General features: G+C 48.7%; 22 protein-coding genes and 1 pseudogene. 15 read left to right on the forward strand and 8 right to left on the reverse strand.

Going from position 1 to position 21,279, the window contains the following annotated elements:
• Positions 1-196, forward strand: a 196-nt coding sequence (locus WCV72_02295) for a 50S ribosomal protein L27 (protein ID MFA6458198.1), incomplete at its 5' end; no start/stop codon positions are given.
• Positions 197-275: 79 nt separating this feature from the next.
• Positions 276-815 (forward strand): hypothetical protein, encoded by a 540-nt coding sequence (locus tag WCV72_02300; protein ID MFA6458199.1) that lies wholly within the window; start codon positions 276-278, stop codon positions 813-815.
• Here WCV72_02300 and murC read toward each other — a convergent pair.
• Genes murC through WCV72_02320 form a run of 4 tightly spaced genes read right to left on the reverse strand, consistent with a single transcriptional unit; the run spans position 812 to position 6,765 of the window.
• Positions 812-2,098, reverse strand: a complete 1,287-nt coding sequence (gene murC / locus WCV72_02305) for a UDP-N-acetylmuramate--L-alanine ligase (protein MFA6458200.1) — start codon at positions 2,096-2,098, stop codon at positions 812-814. The genes WCV72_02300 and murC overlap by 4 nt on opposite strands.
• Positions 2,088-2,663 carry a transposase gene (locus WCV72_02310; protein MFA6458201.1) on the reverse strand — a complete coding sequence of 192 codons (576 nt, stop codon included), beginning with the start codon at positions 2,661-2,663 and terminating at the stop codon, positions 2,088-2,090. The genes murC and WCV72_02310 overlap by 11 nt, the downstream gene beginning before the upstream one ends.
• Before the next feature lie 9 nt (positions 2,664-2,672).
• Entirely contained in the window at positions 2,673-3,125 is a 453-nt protein-coding gene (locus tag WCV72_02315) for a hypothetical protein (protein MFA6458202.1), read from the reverse strand.
• Between the two features lie 52 nt (positions 3,126-3,177).
• Positions 3,178-6,765, reverse strand: coding sequence for an N-acetylmuramoyl-L-alanine amidase (locus tag WCV72_02320; protein MFA6458203.1), 3,588 nt, complete (start codon positions 6,763-6,765; stop codon positions 3,178-3,180).
• A gap of 391 nt (positions 6,766-7,156) precedes the next feature.
• On the opposite strand from WCV72_02320, the gene WCV72_02325 reads away from it, so the two are divergent.
• Complete coding sequence (locus WCV72_02325; protein MFA6458204.1) at positions 7,157-8,077, forward strand: hypothetical protein; 921 nt, start codon at positions 7,157-7,159, stop codon at positions 8,075-8,077.
• A 23-nt stretch (positions 8,078-8,100) separates the two neighbouring features.
• Positions 8,101-9,396: an LCP family protein gene (locus WCV72_02330; GenBank protein ID MFA6458205.1), complete on the forward strand. Its 1,296-nt coding sequence runs from the start codon at positions 8,101-8,103 to the stop codon at positions 9,394-9,396.
• Between the two features lie 308 nt (positions 9,397-9,704).
• Here WCV72_02330 and atpC read toward each other — a convergent pair whose 3' ends face one another.
• The 3 genes from atpC to WCV72_02345 all read right to left on the reverse strand — a co-directional run bounded on the left by atpC (position 9,705) and on the right by WCV72_02345 (position 11,631).
• Entirely contained in the window at positions 9,705-10,136 is a 432-nt protein-coding gene (atpC, locus tag WCV72_02335) for an ATP synthase F1 subunit epsilon (GenBank protein ID MFA6458206.1), read from the reverse strand.
• Positions 10,137-10,270: 134 nt separating this feature from the next.
• The gene (locus WCV72_02340) at positions 10,271-10,432 is read right to left on the reverse strand and encodes a hypothetical protein (GenBank protein ID MFA6458207.1); all 162 of its coding nucleotides are present in this window, start codon (positions 10,430-10,432) and stop codon (positions 10,271-10,273) included.
• A gap of 116 nt (positions 10,433-10,548) precedes the next feature.
• Positions 10,549-11,631: a sugar phosphate nucleotidyltransferase gene (locus WCV72_02345; protein ID MFA6458208.1), complete on the reverse strand. Its 1,083-nt coding sequence runs from the start codon at positions 11,629-11,631 to the stop codon at positions 10,549-10,551.
• A 513-nt stretch (positions 11,632-12,144) separates the two neighbouring features.
• Here WCV72_02345 and infA point away from each other — a divergent pair.
• From infA to WCV72_02395, 10 genes and pseudogenes are all read left to right on the forward strand, one after another.
• Positions 12,145-12,429, forward strand: a pseudogene (gene infA, locus WCV72_02350) (translation initiation factor IF-1).
• Between the two features lie 55 nt (positions 12,430-12,484).
• Positions 12,485-12,598 (forward strand): 50S ribosomal protein L36, encoded by a 114-nt coding sequence (rpmJ, locus tag WCV72_02355; protein MFA6458209.1) that lies wholly within the window; start codon positions 12,485-12,487, stop codon positions 12,596-12,598.
• Positions 12,599-12,679: 81 nt separating this feature from the next.
• Complete coding sequence (gene rpsM / locus WCV72_02360; GenBank protein ID MFA6458210.1) at positions 12,680-13,060, forward strand: 30S ribosomal protein S13; 381 nt, start codon at positions 12,680-12,682, stop codon at positions 13,058-13,060.
• A 17-nt stretch (positions 13,061-13,077) separates the two neighbouring features.
• Positions 13,078-13,512 (forward strand): 30S ribosomal protein S11, encoded by a 435-nt coding sequence (gene rpsK / locus WCV72_02365; GenBank protein MFA6458211.1) that lies wholly within the window; start codon positions 13,078-13,080, stop codon positions 13,510-13,512.
• A 128-nt stretch (positions 13,513-13,640) separates the two neighbouring features.
• A complete protein-coding gene (gene rpsD / locus WCV72_02370) occupies positions 13,641-14,252 on the forward strand; it encodes a 30S ribosomal protein S4 (protein MFA6458212.1) in 612 nt (203 codons plus the stop codon).
• A 20-nt stretch (positions 14,253-14,272) separates the two neighbouring features.
• Entirely contained in the window at positions 14,273-15,283 is a 1,011-nt protein-coding gene (locus WCV72_02375) for a DNA-directed RNA polymerase subunit alpha (protein MFA6458213.1), read from the forward strand.
• 109 nt (positions 15,284-15,392) lie between these two features.
• Positions 15,393-15,752, forward strand: a complete 360-nt coding sequence (gene rplQ / locus WCV72_02380) for a 50S ribosomal protein L17 (GenBank protein ID MFA6458214.1) — start codon at positions 15,393-15,395, stop codon at positions 15,750-15,752.
• A gap of 118 nt (positions 15,753-15,870) precedes the next feature.
• Positions 15,871-16,308 (forward strand): 50S ribosomal protein L13, encoded by a 438-nt coding sequence (gene rplM, locus WCV72_02385; protein MFA6458215.1) that lies wholly within the window; start codon positions 15,871-15,873, stop codon positions 16,306-16,308.
• Between the two features lie 89 nt (positions 16,309-16,397).
• Positions 16,398-16,835 carry a 30S ribosomal protein S9 gene (rpsI, locus tag WCV72_02390; protein MFA6458216.1) on the forward strand — a complete coding sequence of 146 codons (438 nt, stop codon included), beginning with the start codon at positions 16,398-16,400 and terminating at the stop codon, positions 16,833-16,835.
• Between the two features lie 309 nt (positions 16,836-17,144).
• Positions 17,145-17,534, forward strand: a complete 390-nt coding sequence (locus WCV72_02395) for a hypothetical protein (GenBank protein ID MFA6458217.1) — start codon at positions 17,145-17,147, stop codon at positions 17,532-17,534.
• A gap of 24 nt (positions 17,535-17,558) precedes the next feature.
• On the opposite strand, the gene purT is transcribed toward WCV72_02395, so the two are convergent.
• On the reverse strand, positions 17,559-18,737 hold the full coding sequence (purT, locus tag WCV72_02400; GenBank protein ID MFA6458218.1) for a formate-dependent phosphoribosylglycinamide formyltransferase: 1,179 nt from the start codon (positions 18,735-18,737) through the stop codon (positions 17,559-17,561).
• Positions 18,738-18,868: 131 nt separating this feature from the next.
• On the opposite strand from purT, the gene WCV72_02405 reads away from it, so the two are divergent.
• Positions 18,869-21,196, forward strand: coding sequence for a CARDB domain-containing protein (locus tag WCV72_02405; GenBank protein ID MFA6458219.1), 2,328 nt, complete (start codon positions 18,869-18,871; stop codon positions 21,194-21,196).
• Positions 21,197-21,279 lie beyond the last annotated feature (83 nt).

A 21,279-nucleotide genomic window follows, 5' to 3' on the forward strand; every position in this document is an offset into this window, starting at 1 on the left:
AAAAGTCGTCGCCGGAAATATCATCCTGCGCCAAAAAGGCATGAAATATGAGCCGGGAACGAATGTCTACGCCGGCAAAGATTTTTCCCTGCACGCGACGATTGACGGTCAGGTGAAGTTTTCGGAGAAGCGCATTCTGAAATTCAACGGACAGAAAAAACGCAAAACCATCGTCGCGGTCGCGGCGGTGAAATAAAGCTCAGACGAATTTAGCGAACGCACCCTTTGCGAAAAAGGCTTTTTTGTGCTAAAATCTTCAGATTTAAAAATAAGACTTGTCAACAAACCCTGACATAAATACCGAAGCGCTGGACTCAGTCGGAAAAATTGATGCAGAAAAATCAGTACTAGATTTTCAAAAACTGCGACAATTAAGCAAGGAAGTTGAGAGGTCTTCCGTGAACCAAAAAACTGCTGCTGACGCTGAAAATCTTCTGCTTGCTTATCAAGATCCAAATTTATTTTCTAAAGATCCAACTACGATAGTTCCGAAAAAAAAGACGAAGTGGGTTTCGCCACGCTCACCGGAAAAAACTGAACCCGAAGCAAAATTTCGGAAAATCAATGGATCTGTCTCTGATGCAATCTCCGATTCTAACGCTGAAAACTCGAAAATTTACGGCAAAGATATTTTGCAGACACCTGATGACAAATCAAATCTCACGCGCGGTCTGGTAGAACATCTGAAAAAAATTAATAACGGCAAAGCAATTTATTCCCCCGATGATGAAATCGCGGTTTGGGTAAATAATTCTAAACCATGCTTAAAATTTCGACGCCACAACGAAACCAAGATTGTAATTATTCGACCTTAATTTCCGAGTAATTCGCGCGAAATTTTGAAAACATCACCTGCACCCATGACAATTACGACGCCGTCTTTTTGCAAATTCGCTTTCAGCCAGTCGACTGTCTTGGTGAAATCTTCGGTGAAAATCGCTTTGACTCCAGACTTGGCAATCTCGTCAGCGAGATCCTGACCGGAAATTTTATTGGCGGAACTCGCCTCTTCGCGCACAGCATAGATATTTGGAATCACGACTAGATCAGCGTCGAGGAAGCTCAGTCCAATCTCGGTCAGCATTTTTTGGGCGCGATCCAGCTGGTGCTGCTGATAGACGACGATAATTTTTTGGGTAGGAAAACGCTCGCGCGCCGCCTCCAGCGTCGCGATAATTTCGGTCGGATGATGCGCGTAATCGTCGAAAATTTGGGCGCCGCGGAATTCTCCGCGCAGCTCGAAACGCCGCTCCCCGCCCTCGAAATTCTCGAGCCCGGTAGCAAATTTTTCTGAATCAAGCGCGAGCAACTCACCGACGACGAAAGCTAGCTTCGCGTTGCGACGATTCATTTCACCCGGAATCTTGAGCGCGAAATGCTCGAGCACTTCGCCTGCGTCGAAGAAATGCGGCGCAGCGGCAATGATTTTTTCCAGATTCTGCTCGTGTGAATTCGCAACCAGCACACCGTCACTCGGCAGCTTCCCGACAAATTCGACGAAGGCTGATTCGTAATCCGCCCAGTTTTTGTAATAATCGAGATGATCCGGCTCGGCATTCGTGACGACCAAGATCTGCGGATCGAAATTCAGAAAGGCGCGACGATATTCACACGCCTCGATGACGAACCAGTCCGAATTTCCAAGTCGCGCATTTTGATTGTCGAGCAATTTCAGATTCGTGCCGACGAGACAGGAAATATCTGCGCCTGCCGCGAGACAACCCGCGAGGATGAGGCTCGTCGTCGTCGTCTTGCCGTGCGTGCCCGCGACCGCGATTACTTTTTTGCCAGCAAGAAATTGACCCAAAGCCTGCGGATAGCTGAGAATTTTGAGACCGCGCTTGGTCGCCTCGGCAATCTCGGGATTAGCCGAATTCGCTGCCAAGGTGTGGACGACGACCTCGCAATTCGTTGGAAGATTCTCAGCTGCTTGCGGCGTAGAAATAGCAAATCCCTCACTGCGCAACTTCGCGACAATCGGCGAAGCTTCGGCATCGGAACCACTCACACTCTTGCCGGAATCACGCAAAAGCCGCGCCAGACCAGACATCCCGATTCCCCCGATTCCAACGAAATGAAAATTATTTTCAGAAAGCATCGATTAATTTTGGATAGTTCAGTGAAGTATAGCGCCAATTTCCCGGCAATCCATGCTTGAGAAAATTTTCCACCGTATATTGGAGACAATTTTCAAAATCGCGGTCGCCACGGATTATGTGGTCATGGAAAGATTTTTGCCATTGAAATTTTGGCAAACTGTTTTTAATCCTCTCTTTGAAAATTTGGACTTTCTCACCATGTCGAGAAATGATTTCGGATAAATTTTTAAATTCATCCCGCAGGCGACATTGGCTAATGTCGCCTTCAGCTGAATGCCCGCTTATTTGATTGGCATTTCTCGAAAAATGACGCTTCAGAAATTGCATCACGCGCGATAAATTCTCATTCCCTCTCGGACGAAAAACCATGTGAAAATGATCCGGCAACAAGCAAAATCCAAATAGGTCGAATTCCTTTATCTTTTTGCAAAACCCCAATTCCTCAATCCATAGTTCGCAGAAAAAATCTTCTCTGAAAAATGGAAAATTATTCTTCGTCTTGCATGTGACGAAATAAATCGCATCCGAAGAATAAATCCGTTTCTGAGAATTTTTGTGGAGCACGCCGGTATTTTAGCTCAGGATTTCAGCGGGACTATCCTCAAATTCTATTCCCAGTTTTTTCACTCTCTCCAAAATAAACACTGCAAGGTCTGAAAAAAGCAGCACTCGTTCTATCCTTTGTCTCAAACTAAAACGACTACCGCAAAACGATTCGCAAATTCCGTCGGTAAGTATATTCAGACGCGGTGCATCTTCCGGGAAGAGCGTAATCAAAGAGGTCAGATCTAACATAAAAGAACTCATGCCGTCGGTAATTTGGCGATTTCTATCGACTGGTGATAGTTTTCTGTCACTAGCTATACCTTTAATTTGCGCCAAAAAAACCGGCAAGCTTCTGAGGTGTTGGACTTGCCATTGAATAGCTTTTAATTTCGTGCCAGCCGGCTGCTTACTTTCATTCGCACATCTCGGCTCTTCGGTTTCGCATGTGCCCAGACCAGCACCACTCGAACAATCTAGCATCCTAAAAATAAATTAGAGAGCTGATTTTAAGACAATTATAAAAAAGTGTAAATTAATACATTTTCTTCACTTCAATCTTATTGAAAAAATAATTCAAAATCTCACTCGCAGTCTTGCCTTCCTTCGCCAGACCAGCCGCGCCACGACCCGAGACGCCGACACCGTGACCGCGCGCATTGTCCGGACAGCGCACGCCCGCGTCCGCGGAAGTCCCGCCGCAACTCCACGGATCTTCGACGACTTTTACGAAGTCGAAATCGACCGCACCCCAACCAGCCGCGACAGAGGTTTTAGTAACACCACTGGAGCTCGTGAAATAAGGCGTTTTCGCGACGCGTCCCTCGAAAGTGACAACCTGACCGCGCGTCGCCTGGACGATGTCCGGCAGTCCGCCCGCGATTTCGTAATTGTAGCCGAAGTATTGTTGGAAGCGCGCCGGTGAATCGTCACCGTCCCAGGCTTTGCCGGGAAATTTGCGATGCTCCGGTCCGATGTAATAAAGCGCGTAACTGCGCGCGAGAATGACCATCGTCTTTTTCTTTTCGACTGGATCGCTCGGCGAAGCTTCGGCGATGCCAGCGAGATACTCTTCGAGCGACAGCTCATTGATCAAAACCAAAGTGTCGCCCATGCGCCGCACTTCGAGAATACCGCGGAATTTGTTGTAATTCACTTTGCCATTCCAATTCGGATGCCACCAACTCGGCACTTCGAGAATCGTGTCGCCCTCGGGCAAGACGCGCACATACTGACCGTCTTGTAATTTGTCGAGCGAAAAATCAGCGAAACTGCCGCGGAAAAGTGTCTTGCCAAATTGCTCAATCGCAAATGGTCCTCCGCCAATCGTGATCTTGGTCGCTTCGAGTCCGAGCTTGAGGCGAATCGCCGGTCCGGCCGACGCATCCGTCACAACAGGTGTCGCTGCTGCTGGCTCGGTGGAGCTGGTGGAATTCGCCGCACTGGCGGAGCTTTCCGAACTAGCGGAAGTTTCTGGTTGCGCAGAGGTTTCTGGTTGCGCGGAATTGTCCGAACTCGTGGAACTCTCGGAATTGGCAGTGCTTGGCGCATCTGGTTTTCTGACGGCAATGTTAATTTCCTTACCGCGGATGCGACCGAGTCCGCGCAGCATCGGCGCGACGCATAAATTCTCGAGCAAAGCGTCCGAACTCTTTTTGATCACGAAACGAAAAGTCCCGACACTGCCAGGTGTGACCGATGCCTCAATCAGCTTCGCCGGCTGAGTGGCGGACAGCCAGCTGCTCGTCGCGAGCGACGACGGTTCGGCCGGCAAGTTTTGGAGCAGAACATCGCGCGCATTCCAGGTCACATTGCCCGTGTTTTTGAGTTTCAATTCGACCTCCGCCGTCGCGCCCTTCGCAAGAGTGAAAGTCGGCGGTGCGGTGACGAGCTCGCCCGTGAGGCGTGGCGGATTCACCTCGACCAAGAAATCAATCGGCGTCATTTCCTTGATTTTGCCAGCCGTCCAGAGCGGCTGCAGCGTGAGCAGATATTTGCCCGCCTGAGTCGAGGCAGTGACAGGAAATTCGACTTTGACGACCGCGTTTTGTGCGACCTTGTTCGGTAATTTCAAATTACCGGTGCCAATTTTCGCACCTTCATTGGTCAAAATTTTCAGCGCGAAAGCTTCCGGTGTCCAATCAACCTGCGAAGTATTACGGAATTCAAGCGAGAGATTCTTGGTCTCGCCCGGCTCGAAACGCAAATCCGCGCCGCTCGATTTACCGAGAATTTCTCCGGAAAAACGCGGCTCACGCACGGAGATGTGAAATTGCATGCCGTAATCCGGCAAGACCAAACCGCCGCGCGCCGCCGGCTGGAAGCCGAGATAATAACGCCCCGCCCGTGACGGCGCAGTGAGATTCATTTTGAAATTCGCGGTTCCACCGGGAGGCGTGTCCCCCGTGAGATAGCCGACAATCGCGGAATTCGTGAAAGGCGAAATCGAACCATCCGTCGTCTGCAAAACCATGCGGCTCGCTCCGCTCGCTTTCCAAGTGAAATCCGATTTGTTTAAAACGGTAATCTCAGCCTTGCCGGTCGTCGCTGGTGCGAAAGGCTGCGGCGGCCAAAGCGCGTTAATTAATTGGTAATCGAGCTTCGTCGGCTCGAGCACATTCACGACGAGATAAAATTTGCGCAGCTCCTCAGAGCCAATCTGAAGCGCAAGTCCGAAGCGGTAGCGTCCTGGTTTCGCGGCGGCAGTGAGCGGAATGCGGAGGTCGGCCGTCCCGCCACTCGCGACAGCCGAAGTCAATTTGACGGCGAATTCCGAACCGCCCGCAATCGCGACACCGGTTTTGTTGCGCAGGATTTCGGCTTTCGCGACGACGATTTGGGAGCCCGCCGGCCAGGCTTTTTGCCCGACATTTTTCAGCTTAAATTTCGCAGTCGCCTCACCGAAAGGCTGCACATTGACCGGCGAATCTTTTTCGAGAATGCTGAAATCGTAATCCGCCGCGCTCATTTTGTTGCCGCGCGCGTACGCCATCGCATCGGCGGCGAGCTTCGAAAGATAGGAATAAAGTGAATTCCCCGGACAAACCGTCGCGCCGTAATCGCGATGACCGACGAGATTGCGCGTATTCGCTCCGTGAAAATCAGAGAATTCGTCAAGATCCAGTCCGTAAAAATTCGCCAACTCACCGAGCAAGCGCGTACCTGATTCGAGCGCGTCCGCAGAGGGCATGGCGTTTTGAAAATTGCCGATGAACGCAACGCCGATAGTATCTATATTGGCGCAATAAGTGTGCCCGCCGACGACGAAGTCACCACCACTCCGTCCTTCGTAGATATTGCCGAGCGGATCGATCAGGAAATTGTAGCCGATGTCACCCCAGCCGCGCGTCCGGGCGTGGTAATAATAAATCGCCTGCACGAGAATCTCGGCATCGGCCTTGTCGAATTTGTTATCACCGTTCAGGTCTTTTTCCCCGCTCTCCGCAGAATGGTGGACGATGATTTTTTTGACTTCGGTGGAGTAAGTGCGCGGCCACTGCAGCTCCTCGCCGGTCGAATTCGTGGTGATTTTGCGACCGTCTGTCTGGAATTCGTCGGGATGATTCGCTATCCAGTCTGTGCATTTTTGATTCGCCGTCGCACTCGACGCCCCCGCCTCTTCGTCGTCCACTTTGAGGAGCAAATTTTCATCCGCACCCCATTCGTCCCGTGCGACGATGCCGAGTTCTTCCATCTGCGCCGCTGCCGCCGGAATCAAATTCCACGGCTCACGCACTGACAAATTTTTCGTTTCGACAGTGAAGTCGTGCGCTCGCGCACCCACCGTACCGGAAAGCGTGAGGTCAAATTTCCACGCTGCGGCGAGTGGTGTCACCGCGAAACCTGAGCAAGCGGAACCCTCGCACTCGATTCCGAGATCGCGCTCTGCAAGCTGTCCGCTTCCGTCAGCGACTTCGAAGAAAGCGCGCGCTGTCGCAGTCGCCTCTCCGTCGAGCGTAAATTTGAAAAAGAAAGCGTTGAATTCGCCCGCACGAACGAGCGGCGAAACGAAGCTCGCCGAATTCGCAGCTGTGGGGATTTCGACAACCACGGTAGTGAGGTCGAAATTTTGACACGCCGAAAGAAAAACGAGCGAGATAAATGCGAAGAAGAGTTTTTTCATTGCGGGCAACTTTTTATGCAGGAATGATTCTGCCAAAAAATCGCCCGCAGCTCAACTCCAATAATAGTTCGAGGTCATTGGTTCGGAGGGTTCGGATGGTCATTGGTTCGGAGGGTTCGGATGGTCATGGGTCAGTTGGTTGTTGGCGTCATGCAAAACAGCGCGAAGAAGGAATGTAATTTTGTAATTTTTAAATAAATCTTAATTTCTAATTTTTAAAATTTGGATTCAGGACTTATTTATAAAATTAAAAATTGTAAAAATTTAAAAATTTGCAGACTCCCGCGAGCTTAAGAAATGACTGACTCAACCACTCAATGACCAACCACTTCCATGCTTCATGCTTCATGTTTCTGGGTTTCAAAATTCGGGTTAGAATGCTCCGGAATTTATGAAAAGTAGCGAGGTCATCAAAATCGCGTGGCAACTGACAAATGCTAAAAAAAGTCTGGTTTGGTTCGGCATCGTGCCGACTTTTTTCACGACGCTGGTGGGGCTCGGCTATTTTTCGTATCAATTCATGGCGTTCGAAACCTCGCCTTTTTTTGGGAATAAACATTTTGATTTTACGAAAATCAGTGGATTGGTTTTAGATTTTGCCGGACAACATTCCGGACTAATCATCTTCGGAATCATCCTAACAATTATTGTTTTGCTGGGTTATTTCCTGGTGCCACCACTCACGGAAGGCGGATTGATCGGACTCGTCGCCGCTTTTCACAAGCAAAAAGAAGGCGTGGAAATCCACGACGGAATCATAATCGGCACGCACCATTATTTGCGGATGTTTGAATTCGGCATGGCAGTCAGCACTTTCAGTTTTTTCGAATTTTTGACAATTACCTCAATGACAATCCGTCACCTCGGACTGCCTTTTTGGCTGCTGATTTTACTCGGTGTCCTTTTTGTCGTTTCGATTTTGTTCGGTTTTCTCTTCATCTACGCTGCCAATTTCATCATACTTGAAAATCGGAATTTGACCCGCGCACTCGGCGGCAGCGCGAAACTCGTGATTTCGAATTTTGGCAAAACTTTTTTGATGTGGTTTCTGATGTTTCTGATTTCGATTCGTGTGCTCATCAATGTCATCCTAGTTTTTTTAATTCCACTATTAATTGCCTTTGTCACGAATTTTTTTGTCAGCCAAGTCGCACTGATTCTCGGAATCATCCTCGCGATTGTCGCCGGACTCATCGTCGTCGGCATCGCCTCGTATCTCGGTGGCGTACTGCATGTCTTCACGACCGCCGCCTGGACGATTACTTTTCTCGAGCTCGACCATCAGCGCGCCGAAAAATTGCTCGAAAAATAATTCACCACTAAACTTCCAACCCGATGTTTCAGAAATTCGCTACTTTCGTGCGCTGGACGCTCGTCCTGATTGGGATTTACATCGTTTTCGAAATTTTAAGCGGAGCTTACGCAATCGTGAGTGGCGGCAGCTTCGTCGACCTGATTTGGTTTTTTGCGGGTAACCTCCATACCGACACGGAAGGTCGCACGAATATTTTGCTGCTCGGCACCGGCGGTGAAAATCACGACGGCGGCGGCGGCGAACTGACCGACTCGATCATCGTCGCAAGCTACAACCATGAATTAAACACGCTTTCGATGCTTTCGATTCCGCGCGATTTTTGGGTGGAAGCGAGCGATGGCGGTGGCATGCGCGTCAATAAAATTTACGAGTACGAAAGAATCCAGCTCGACGACGAGCAAGCGGCACTCGAGTCAGTCGCGAAAATGGCAAGCTCCATCGCCAATGTGCCGATTCATTATTATGTGAAAGTTGATTTCACGGCTTTCAGTGATTTCGTCGATGCGCTCGGCGGAGTGAAAATCACGGTCGATGAAGCCATCGATGACCCGTATTATCCCTGCGAAAATTTGGTCGACTACTGTCCGTTCTCGATCGCTGCCGGTACGCAGACGCTCGATGGTAAGACTGCGCTGGAATACGCCCGCAGCCGCAAGACGACGAGCGATTTCGACCGCGCCGCACGCCAGCAAAAAATCATCGCCGCGCTGCGCGAGAAAGCTTTTGAAAAAGATATTTTAACGAGTCCAACCAAGCTGAAAGCGATTTGGAGCATCTTCGAAGAGCGCGTCGCGACGAATTTACGCTTCCGGGAAATCCTGATGCTCGGTAAAATCGCGGATGAATTCGACAAACAAAATATGGCGACAATCGTACTGAATGACGAGCCGACTGCAGTCGGTGGAGTCCTCTATCCGCCGGATCGCGCCGACTACGGCGGCGCGGCCGTACTGCTCCCGCTCGGCAACGATTTTTTGAGAATTCACGCAATCACAAATATCCTTTTCAATCATCCGCGCGTCGCCATCGAACAACGCGCCATCGAAGTGCTAAATGGCAGCGGTCGGGGTGGCATCGCCGAGCGCGCCGCTTACGCGCTGAATCGCTACGGGCTGAATACGAAGCGGGTCAATAATTATCCGGGCGGCAAACTCCCCGAGACGACGATTTATATTTACGAAGAAAGCGCGCGCGAAACTGCGGAGATTTTGCAGGGCTTCGTCGGCGGTCAGATCGAATTCGGACCAGTCGAACTGCAAAAACGCGGCTTCGACATCTCGCTCGTCCTCGGTCAGAATTGGAAAGACCTGGAATAAATGATTGAATGTGAAAATATGTAAATGATTCAGTTAGGAAGTGAAAAATTTTTATTCCCGACCTGTTTCAAAATGCGTGGATTTAATCTTTTGAAATATCTATTCCCCTTCCCTCAGGGAGGGGTTAGGGGAGGGCGAAAAGTTTCGTGTGAATTCCCGGAGAACGCAGATCTGCGTTCTCCGCCAGCGGCACGAAGTTGCTAACCCGCAATCCAATCAAACAAAAAAAACGCGTATTGATTGAATCATTGGATTATTGAATCATTCGCACATTCTCACATTGAATCAATGAATCATTTTCACATTTCCTAGTGTCGTCCGCGCAAATGACGATTCTTCTCCGCGATGCGTAAACGCGCAATCGCGTGCAGTAGGGCTGCCTGCGCTGCCGCGACCTCTGGCTCAGACTCAGCTGCCTCGATAGCTTTTTTGGCACGCTCACGCGCCTCCTCCGCAGCTTTTTCGTCAATTTCGGAAACTCGTTCGGCGACATCCGCGAGCACGCGGCACTCATTCGTCGGAGTGAATTCGAGGACACCACCGCCAGCAAAAAGATAATCGTCTGCTCCGTCGGCTTTTTTGATCGTCAATTCACCCGCATGCAAATTCGCCACGAGTGGAATGTGGTGCGCCATCACAGTCACCTCGCCCATCTCGGTCGGCGCAGTCAGTGCGGTCGCTTCGCCAGAATAAAGTTCGCGCTCGGCGGAAAGGACGGTAAGTTTGAAAGTCTTAGACATATATTGTTCTAATTGTTCAATCACCCCGCAAGACGGGGTTTGTTCGATTTGTTCAAGTTGTTTGATCTAATGTCTGCCTCCCGTAAACCCGTTCATTTAGAACAATTCCAACATCTCGAACATTTCGAACAGTACTATCCGACCTCAGGAGTGCTTTTCAAAGTCTCGGCGAGAGTAGCTTGATCCGCTTTTTTGCGCGCGTTTAATTTGGTCTTGCGCGTGCGTTGCGCGACATTCGATTTGATCCGTCGTGACGAGATGCCCGTCAGTCCGTGAAATTTGGAGGAAGAACCCATGATGATAAAGTTAGAAATGTTCGATTTGTCCGATTGTTCCGCCACGGCGGAACTTGTTCTAATTGCAGCGTTCAAACATTTCGAACAGCTAGAACATCCAACAAAGCCCGCGGATTTTAAATTAGTCTCTGGCGATATTCAAGTCGCTGTTCTAATTTTTTGACAACATCCTTGACCTTGCCTGAGTGCGATTTTCCGCAGATTAAAATCGCATCGTCCGTCTCGACCACGACTAAATCGCGGACGCCGACCAGCGCGACGAATTTCTTGGAATTAGTTTTGACGAAATTCCCCGAGCTCTCGATCGCGACGAAATCATTTTCGACTAAATTTTCCGCATCTTTGGAAAGCTCATTTTTCAAGCTCTCCCAAGTCCCGACATCACTCCAGCCGAGTTTCGCGGGCAGGATTGCAATCTCACTCGGGTCAACTTTTTCGAGAATCGCGAAGTCGATGGAAATTTTCTGGCACGCGGAATATTCCTTGGTGACAATTTTTGGTGCGAAGTTCGCCGCCGTCATTTTCTGCAGCCGCGCGAAAGTATCTGGTAAAAAAGCCTGAAATTTCGAGAGCAAAAAATCCGAGCGCCAGACGAAGAGTCCTGTATTCCAAAAATATTTCGGCGAAGCGTGGAATTTTTTTGCGCGCGCCAGATCCGGTTTTTCGACGAATTTGGAAAGCGCGAAAACTTTTTGCTTCTGGATTGGTGGCAGATTCTGACCGACCGCAACCCAGCCAAGCTGCGTCGCGGGAAATTCGGATTCGACTTCGACGATCGCAATTCTTCCAGCATCAGCCAGCTCCGCCGCCGCGCGAATCTTGGCGACGAAAACTTCCTCGGCGCGAATCAAATGGTCAGCGTAGACCACCGCGAAAACTCCGCCGGGATTGCGCGCTTCGAGCAATGCCGCCGCAAAACCGAGACAGGTCGCGGTGTCGCGAAACGCCGGCTCAGAAATAATATTTTTCGCCGGAATCTTGGGAGCCTGTTTTCTGACGACTTTGGTGAATTGCTGATTCGTCGCGACGAAGATATTTTGCGGCGAAGCCAATTTGCGGGCGCGCGCGACTGCCAGCTCGAAAAGAGTTTTTTGCCCGACGAGCTTTTGAAATTGCTTCGGCAAAGCCTGACGACTCATCGGCCAGAGCCGCGTGCCGACACCACCCGCGAGAATGAGAATTTGAAGAGGCTTGTGCATTTTTAGAATTTTAGCAAACCTGATAAAAGCACTGTATTTTCCTTACTAACCCAAGAACATGGAGCATGAAGCATGGAACATGGAACACATAGCATGAAACATAAAGCATGGAACTTGGAACATGGAGGTAGTTTGAAAAGCCCCTCTTTTGTAAAGAGGGCCTGCCTGCCGGCAGGCAGGGTTGGGGAGATTTAGCATCGTGAAGTGGTGTGTTAATGACAAGCGTAGATAAACCTTGGTAAAAAATCAAAACGCTGGAAATTCCAGGGCTTGCGGTAGAAACGCCCCGACGGGCGTTTCTTGAAAATTATTCCGTAAATTACGAAACTTGAAAATTCGAAAATTTTGCGCGAAAATCTCCGCATCAACTGCGCGCAAAGGTTATCTATTTTATTTTATTAGAAAATATTATTTCAATTTTTGCAAGCCAATTTTGCCGATTTAAGGAAATTTAGTTGCGAAAGTTTGCTTTTGCTCTTTTCGATGCGTATAATCTCCCGGCTTTAATTTTTTATGGCAAGACACTTCAAAATCCAGAAGCAAGTCGTCCGCAACAAAAAGAAGGACGCGCCCAAAGCCGATAAAGAAGTGATTTCGGCGCTCGGCCGAGTGATGGAGACTCTCCCGAATGCCGAGTTTCTGATTGAGCTGATTGATGAAATTTACAAAGGACATCAATTGAAAGCCCGCATCTCCGGCAAGATGCGCATGCACCACATCAAAATCATTCTCGGCGATTATGTGAAAGTCGAGCTCAACCCTTACGATCTCAATCGCGGTCGCCTCACCTTCCGCTTCCACAGCAAGCTCGACGCGCTCCGTGACGCTCAACAAAATAATTCTGAATCAGAACATGAAAGTTAAACCCTCCGTCAAACCTCGTTGCCCAAAATGCAAAATCATTCGCCGCAAAGGCGTCGTGCGCGTGATTTGCGAAACCAAACGCCACAAACAACGCCAAGGATAGATTAAATCATAAGTCTTAAGTATTAAATATTAAGTAAATCAGAAATTCTACCAACTACGAACTAATAACTATCAACTATTTATGGCTCGTATCGCCGGCATAAATCTCGCTCCCGAAAAACGCATCGAAGCAGCGCTCCTCGCGATTACCGGCATCGGCCGCTCACTCGCGCTCAAGGTTTGCACGGATGCGAAAGTCAATCCGGATACCAAAGCGAAAGATCTGACTGAGAAAGAAGAAGAAGCGCTGCGCGCGGAAGTCGCGAAACGACCAACCGAAGGCGATCTGCGCCGCATCGTGAGTCAAAATATCAAGCTCCTGCAAGACACAGGCTCCTACCGTGGCAGCCGCCATAAGAAAAGACTGCCGGTGCGCGGTCAACGCACGCGAAATAATGCGCGCACGAAACGCGGCAAACGCGTCACGATGGGTTCCGGTCGCGCGAAAGTCGATAAGAAGTAATTTTAATTTTTTAAACCTTGGCTGAAAAAGTAAAAAAGACCGCAAAGACTGCCGCGAAACCTGCTCCGAAAAAGGTCAAGAGCAAGAAGAAGAAAATTCGCCGCGTCGTTCCTCACGGCTTCGCCCATATTTTGGCGGGAATGAACAACACACTCGTGACGATTACCGACGAATCCCACGCCACCCTGGTCTGGGCGAGCTCCGGTGCGAGCGGATTCAAGGGCGCGCGCAAGTCGACGCCTTATGCCGCACAAGTCGCCGCGAAAAATGCTGCTGAGAAATGCAAAGAGTTTGGATTGGAATCTGTCGAAGTCTTCGTCAAAGGTATCGGACCCGGACGCGAACAAGCTGTCCGCGGACTTTCTTCCGCCGGAGTCGAGGTCAACTCCATCACTGATAAAACAACCTATCCTCACGGCGGTTGCCGCAAACGCCGCCCGCGTCGCGTTTAGGAATTTTCAAATTTGGATTTCAGATTTTAGCTTTATTTTTCCTCCTTTAATTCCAGCTTAAAATTCTGAACCTCTAATCCAAGTCGTCAAAAAATTCAATCATCAATCTTAAATCTTAATTTAACAACTTGCTTTACAACGGACCGAAATGCCGACTTTGCCGCCGCGAAGGTAAGAAATTGTTTTTGAAGGGCGAGCGCTGCAACACGCAGAAATGCGGATTTGCGCGCAATCCAGAAGTACCTGGCAAATACGGCAAAAACGCGATGGGCAAAAAGACTGAATACCACGGTCAGCTCCGCGCGAAACAAGCCGGCAAACGCGTTTTCAATCTAAGCGAGAAACAGTTCAAGAAATATTACGATGAGGCAAATCGCCGCGAAGGCAATACTGCTGACAATTTCATCCAGCTGCTCGAGACGCGCCTCGACAACGCAATCTATCGCGCCGGTTTCGCGGAATCCCGCAGCCAAGCGCGCCAGCTCGTCGGTCACAGCTTTTTTCAGGTGAATGGCAAACGCGCCAAAACTCCGAGCATCCAGATCAAAGTCGGTGACAAAATCGTCATCAAAAAAGCTGATTCCCCACTGTTCGCCGGTTTCGCGAAGAAGAAAGACAACGCACCGAAATGGCTGAAAGTCGATCTCGCGAAAATGACTGCCGAAGTCGTCGGCATGCCGACCTTCGAAGAAAGCGAGCAAATCGACACCCAAACAATCGTCGAATTCTATTCCCGCTAATTTTTTTTAATCCTGCCGCAATGCATATCATTCAACAAGAAATTGGTTTGCCGAAAATCGTCGCAAAAAAGGTTGGTGAAAATCACACGCTTTTCGCAGTTGCTCCACTTCCGAATGGTTATGGCATGACGCTTGGCAATGCTTTTCGTCGCGTGCTGCTCTCGAGCTTGCCCGGCGCAGCTGTCGCCGCGGTGAAAATCAAAGGCGCGACACATGAGTACACCACACTTCCTGGTGTGAAAGACGATGTGCTCGACATGCTCCTGAATTTGAAATTACTCAATCTGAAAAAACACTCGAAGAAAGCGACCATTTTGAAGCTCGAAGTCAAAAACCGCAGCGGCGAAGTGACCGCGAAAGACATTGAAAAGAATTCGGATGTCGAGATTTTGAATCCGAACCTCGTCATCACGACACTCGACAAAAAAGGCGACCTCAAAATGGAAATCGTCGTCGAGAAAGATGTCGGCTATCTCGCTGCCGCCGAACGCCAGAAGAACAACAAAGAAGTCGGTTTGATCTATCTCGATGCGATGTTCTCGCCGATCGAGCGCGTCCGCTACGATGTCACCGCGACTCGTGTCGGTCAGATGACCAATCTCGACAAGCTCGAAATCGAAGTAAAAACGAATGGCTCGATGACACCGGAAGACGCGATGAAATTCGCCAGCAACATTTTGAAATCCTACTTCGACCTGTTCAATCAAGCGAATGAGCCAGTCGAAGAAGAATTCGCGACTGACCCGGCGAAAGTGAGCGCAGCGGAAAAAGCCGAGGCAGCCAAACCACTCATGAAAAATGACACACTCGGCGAACCGAGCAATGAGAAATACACGCCGATTGAAACACTCCAATTCTCCCCGCGCACTTTGAATGCTTTGATCAATGGTGGTATCGGCTCGGTCGAGCAATTGGTGAAATGCAGCCCAACCAAAATCGGCGAACTGCGTGGCTTCGGCTCGAAAGCACTCGACGAGGTCGCCGAGAAGCTCGCTGCCAAAGGTCTGAAACTCGAAGGCGAAGAAGAATAAAGAATTTAAGATTTAAGATTTTAGATTTCTAATTTTTTACTTCTTAAATTCATCCCAAAAAATCAAGCTTCCAATCTTAAATCATCAATCTTAAATTTTAAATTAACTCATGCGCCATCGTGTCAATAAAATCTCGAGATTAGGCAGAGCAGCTGGCGACCGCGGACTTCTGATTCGCAATCTCGCGACCAGCCTCGTCATTCACGAAAAAATCCAGACGACCTCGTCCAAGGCCAAAGCGCTGCAGCCGGTCTTCGACCGCCTCATCGTGAATCTGAAGAAAAAACCGGACGATCGCGAAGCGGTGCGTTATCTGAAATCAATCTTGCTCACAGAAAAAGCCCAAAAAAAAGCCCTTTCTGAGCTGAAAGTGAAATACGCCGAACGCTCAAGCGGATTCACCCGCATCACGCCGATCAGCGTGCAAAAAGGCGACTGCGCCCCTAAAGTCCAAATTGAATTAATCTAATCAAGTCGTTTAGTCATTAAGTCTCTAAGTCGTTAAGTAAGAACTAAAAAAATCCCCTCAATGACTCAATGACTTATCCACTTAAAGACTTAACGACTCAAAGACTCATCTGCTTAACATGAAAACCACTCTTCCCAAAGTTTCCGAAATTTCCGCGAAAGCGAAATGGTTTCTGATTGATGCCGAAGGCAAAACCGTCGGCAAAGTCGCGACTGAAGCCGCACGCCGTTTGACTGGCAAATTCCGCATTGACTTCACGCCACACCTCGATCTCGGCGACGGCGTCATCATCGTGAATGCGGAGAAAGTGCAATTCACCGGCAAGAAATGGACGGACAAACTTTACCGCACTCACTCCGGTTATCGCGGCAACTTGAAAGAAATTGCAGCGGAAGATTTGTTTAAGAAAAATCCAGCGCGCGTCTTCGAGCTCGCAGTCGCAGGTATGCTGCCGAAGAACAAGATGAAAGATCCCCGCCTCTGCCGTTTGAAGATTTTTGTCGGCGCGGAACACACGCACACCGCGCAGAAACCTGAAGTTATCGAAATCAAATAACAACTTACTTCTTACTCCTTACAAACTTACTCCTTAGTTCTTACTCCTTACTCCTCACTAAACTCCTTACTAACTTATTCCTTTCTAAGATGGAAGCCAAAACTGCCAAAAAGGACGATGCGAAAACCGAAGCGCGACCGTATGTCTTCGCCATCGGCAAACGCAAAACTGCTGTCGCTCGCGTGAAAGTTTTCCCGCAGGGCAAAGGTGACATCACCATCAACGAGCGCAAATTGCGAGAGTATTTCTGCGTCGGCAAAGATGTCGCGGCTTTCCTCGCTCCATTCAAATCAGCTGAAACCAGCGAAAAAAGTTACGATCTCGAAATCAAAATTGTCGGTGGCGGTATCGCAGCCGGAGCGGAAGCTTGCCAGCTCGGCATCGCCCGCGCCCTCGTGAAAGAAGACGAATCGCGCCGCGGAATCTTGCGCAAAGCCGGCTTCCTCACTCGCGATGGTCGCACGAAAGAGCGCAAGAAACCAGGTCTCAAACGCGCCCGCCGCGCACCACAGTGGAGCAAACGCTAGTCTAGTTTTTAGTTGGTAGTTTGTAGTTCGTAGTCACGAAGTTTTTTTAATTTGTCATTCCCGCGCCCAACTGTCATTACGAACGCAGTGAAGCAACCCCGATTGTCATTCCCGCCTCCCCTCTTTGTCATCCCCGCGTAGGCGGGGACCCAGACGCTACGAGAAAATTTTTTTACTCTTCAATCACCTTAATCTAATCCAACATCCGCGCGGTTTTTTCCCGTGCTTTTTCCGTCGAATCGTCCGGAAAAGAACCCGCCCGCTTGACATTAATTAAAAAATACATAATATAGGAACCTAATATTTAATATGATAGAAGACAAAGAGCACATTGCGACAGCCCCATATGTAACGAAACAGATTCTAGGTGGTGGCGAAAATGTTGTCATGCACCATAAAAGTCTGCAAGAACTTATTGGTTATATGAAGTTTAACGGCTTACTCATTGGCAAACCTGAAGCTTACAGTCCGGTAGTTAGCGTAGAGCGTACTGATGGATCATCTTTATCTCCTGATGAATTAGATCGTCTTGATAAAAACGGAATAAATATTCAAGGCTACAGAAGTAGAATTGAAAATGCAGTTGCAGGAACACCGTTTGAATATACGATGCCAAAATCATTACTTGATCCAAATATAGGCAATGCACGCGTTGCAATTTTACGCTCAGGTTTGTGGCATAAATCCAATAAACCATAGAGCTCAAGGATACCTGCTTCTTTTTTATCCCTCGATAACTCTAATCTGCTCCAACATCCGTGCAGTTTTTTCCCGTGCTTTTTCAGTCGAATCGTCCGCCGCGAGACAGACGCCGAGTCGCCGATTTGGTCGTGAATTCGGTTTGCCGAAAAGGCGAATCGAAGTGTCTGGCTCGACTAGTGCTTTCTCAATTCCCTCGAAAGAAATCTTTTCGGAGTTTTTGGCTGCGAGAATCACGCGCGATGCCGCCGGGCGCAGGTTGCGGATTTCTGGGATCGGCAGCCCGAGAATCGCCCGCACATGCAGCTCGAACTCGGACAAGTTTTGGGAAATCAAAGTGACGAGTCCCGTGTCGTGCGGTCGCGGCGAAACCTCAGAAAAGATGACTTCGTCGCCAGCGATGAAAAGCTCGACACCGAAAATTCCCCGCCCGCCGAGATTTTCGACGACCGCGCGCGCAATCGCTTCGCACTGCGCAAGAATTTTGGGAGCAAAAGTTTGCGGCTGCCAACTCTCGCGATAATCGCCGGAAATTTGGATGTGACCAATCGGCGGACAGAAAGAAATTCCGCCGGCGTGCCGCACCGTGAGTAAAGTAATTTCCGTGTCGAATTTGACGAAGGCTTCGACGATGACCTTTTCTGATTTGCCGCGCGAGCCGGAAAGTGCATAAGCGAAGGCTTTTTCGATGTCAGCTGCGGATTTGATTGTGGACTGACCTTTACCCGACGAAGACTGAATCGGCTTCACGACACAAGGAATTCCAATTTCCGCGACGGCTTTTTGGAACTCTGCCAGATTTTCCGCAAAGGCGTAACGCGCGGTTTTGATTTTCAATTCCTCCGCCGCCAGCCGCCGAATCCCCTCGCGATTCATCGTGAGATGCGCCGCACGCGCCGTCGGGATCACATTGAAACCCTCTTTTTCCAGCTCGAGCAACAGCTCGGTATTGATCGCTTCAATCTCCGGCACGATGAAATCTGGTCGTTCGCGTTCGATAATTTTGCGCAGCTCGGATGAGTTTTGCATGTCAATGACAAAACCCTTTTGCGCGACCTGCATCGCTGGTGCATTCGCATAGCGATCGAGACCGATGACCTCGATGCCCAGTCGCTGCGCCTCGATTGCAACTTCTTTGCCGAGCTCGCCGCAACCGAGTAAGAGCATTTTGGTCGCAGTAGCAGTGAGCGGTGTACCGAGCATTTTTGGAGAATTAAAATTCTGTAGGGATTGTAGCAAAATTCTAATTGATTTTCGGGCTATAAAAATTAGGTTTAGAATGGCTTGCTTTATTTTCAATAATATAGTAGAATATAGCTTCTAACCAACCAAAAATGCAAAAACAAATAACCAAAAACAAAGCACTATTAACAGCTGGTGCCTTCGCTCTCGTACTCGTGACTGCTGCCGCCATGACCTTTCTTTCTGGGAGCGTACTCTCGGCGAAAGTAAGTCGGATGAACCAAGAACCCTCGACTCGCTCCTCGGAAAATACCAGCCCAATAGATTGCCCAGCTTATTCGCCTCCCGCTCCAGACTGGTGCGCCAATGGGACGATTGTACCTCAACCGAAAGATGCGAATGGATGCTTTGGTCCGCCAAAATGTGTTGATGCGACGACCACTGCGACAACACCAGGCTCTGGTCAATCGGGAGCTACGACAGCTACAGACACTGGAAACAACACAGGTAGTTCTACAGCGACCTCTCATCCAGCTTCAATTACCAATCCGATCAGCCGTTTTAGCTTAACCTGCCAAGACAGCGATGGAGGAATCAATGCCGAGCAAAAAGGGACTGTCACAGCGACACTTAATTTCTTCGGTCGAACATTTACTCAAAAATATACTGACCGCAATCAGAATAAAACTTCCATTCTGGAATATTATTGCAACAATAACCGAGTCAATCTAAAAACAATCAAATGTAAAAATGGTGTCGATGCTGGAGCGTGCAAAAAAAATGAAGAGACTCAAAAACCAGACCTGGTTGTTAAAGGTATTTATTTTTACCCGAACATACCAATTAAAGGTGAAAAATTTAATGGTGAAATTAGAACGAAAATTAAAAACATCGGCAATGAGGCTGTTCAAGTTGCTCCGGGAGAATGCTTATACTTAAATAATTTGAAGATTCAGTCTGCCACTCCAATTATTGACGGGCTACAGAGCACCGATTTATCGATAGGCAGCTTAATTGCCTGTGGACCAACTATTTCAGAAAATGGGGAAATTTCTTACGGTCTTAAAGATGCTGTTTTTAATTCAGATGTTATTTTGACCTCTACAGTTGATTTCAGTAATACAATTCCTGAATCAAACGAAAATAATAACTCCTTCACAAAAAACATCACACTAAAACCAGCGGTGATAATTACTCATTCTTGCACTGGCGCTACCCCTCCTAACACCACTATGTGCCCAATGGCTGATGTTGGTCTGACTGCAAACACACCTAAGATGCTAGTGACAAGCTGCACATCAGCGAAAAAGTGTGGATATATTCAAAACACTTTTGATTGCACCGCCGTGCCAGCGCATTCAAGCTCGTGCCGAAACAACTCTAGCCTAAACACTGATACGCCGGCAAAACTCGTCACTAGTTGTAGCATTGGAACGCAATCTTGCGAGTATATTTGCGCTACTGGTTTCGTGAAGAACGAAAATACTTGTGTACCTGTGCCAACACCACCTATTACCCCTGCAACTCCATCGCTAGATATCGCAATCGCGAACGACACTCCTCCTGCAGACATCTTGGTCGCAGGTGCGAACACGGTTCACCTGACAAATTTAAAAATCACCTCAAGCAAAGAGGTGGTAATCAATAAATTGCAGATTACTAACTCTGGCAATGACGAAAATATCATCTCGTTGATTTTGCATAATGGCAGCTCACAGAAAAATGGCTATTTGACAAACCATGTCGCTGAATTCAGCGGACTGAATTTAACAATCCCAGCAAACGGCGAAAAAACTCTCCAGGTCGAGGCAAACTTAAACTCAATCAATAGCGGAGCAAAGAGCGGCGGTAAAATCAAAATCGGACTCTTGGCTGCTGGTTTCGAGGCAATCGATCAAGCTGCTGGAACGAAGGTTACCAATCCTGGCTTCACAGAGACTTTGTGGGGAAACGAGATGACTGTTTACGAAACCAAACCGACCGTGATGCTCGCTTCGTCCAGCCCGACTGGCAGCCGCACGACTGCCTCTGCTGACGGCTTTTTCATTTTCACTGTTTCTGCGAGTACCACTGAAAATGTTTATCTCAATCAGATCAAAATCGACCTCAGCTCGGATGCAAGCCTGAATCCAGCATGGAACAACGAGCTCACTGCCTACCTCAAATCAGGCGGCACGACAATCGCAACTGGATTAGTGAAAATCCCAAATGCATCTAGTGGTTCAATCACTTTTGACTTTGGCTCGACAGTTAGTTCAAAGGTAATCACCAAGGGCATAAGTGAAGTCTTTACGCTGCAGCTCGACACAACCAAACTAATTGTCGACGAAGCCGGAAAAGATGACCTCCTCACTCCAAGTATTTTCCTTGGCAGCGCGATTGACTCAGGCAACTTCTGGTGGGGCGACTCAAATACTAGTAACATCAAATGGGTCGGAGCTGGAATATCAGGATTGAGCGGCAATGCTCTGAAATACTAATTATTTCAGGATTATCCGCCAGAGTTAACCTAACTCTCATTTAAAAAACAGCTGCCTTAGGGTGGCTGTTTTTTTGTGGAAAA

It is taken from the genome of Patescibacteria group bacterium (genome assembly GCA_041665585.1).
Taxonomy (GTDB): domain Bacteria; phylum Patescibacteriota; class Gracilibacteria; order JAHISY01; family JAHISY01; genus JAHISY01.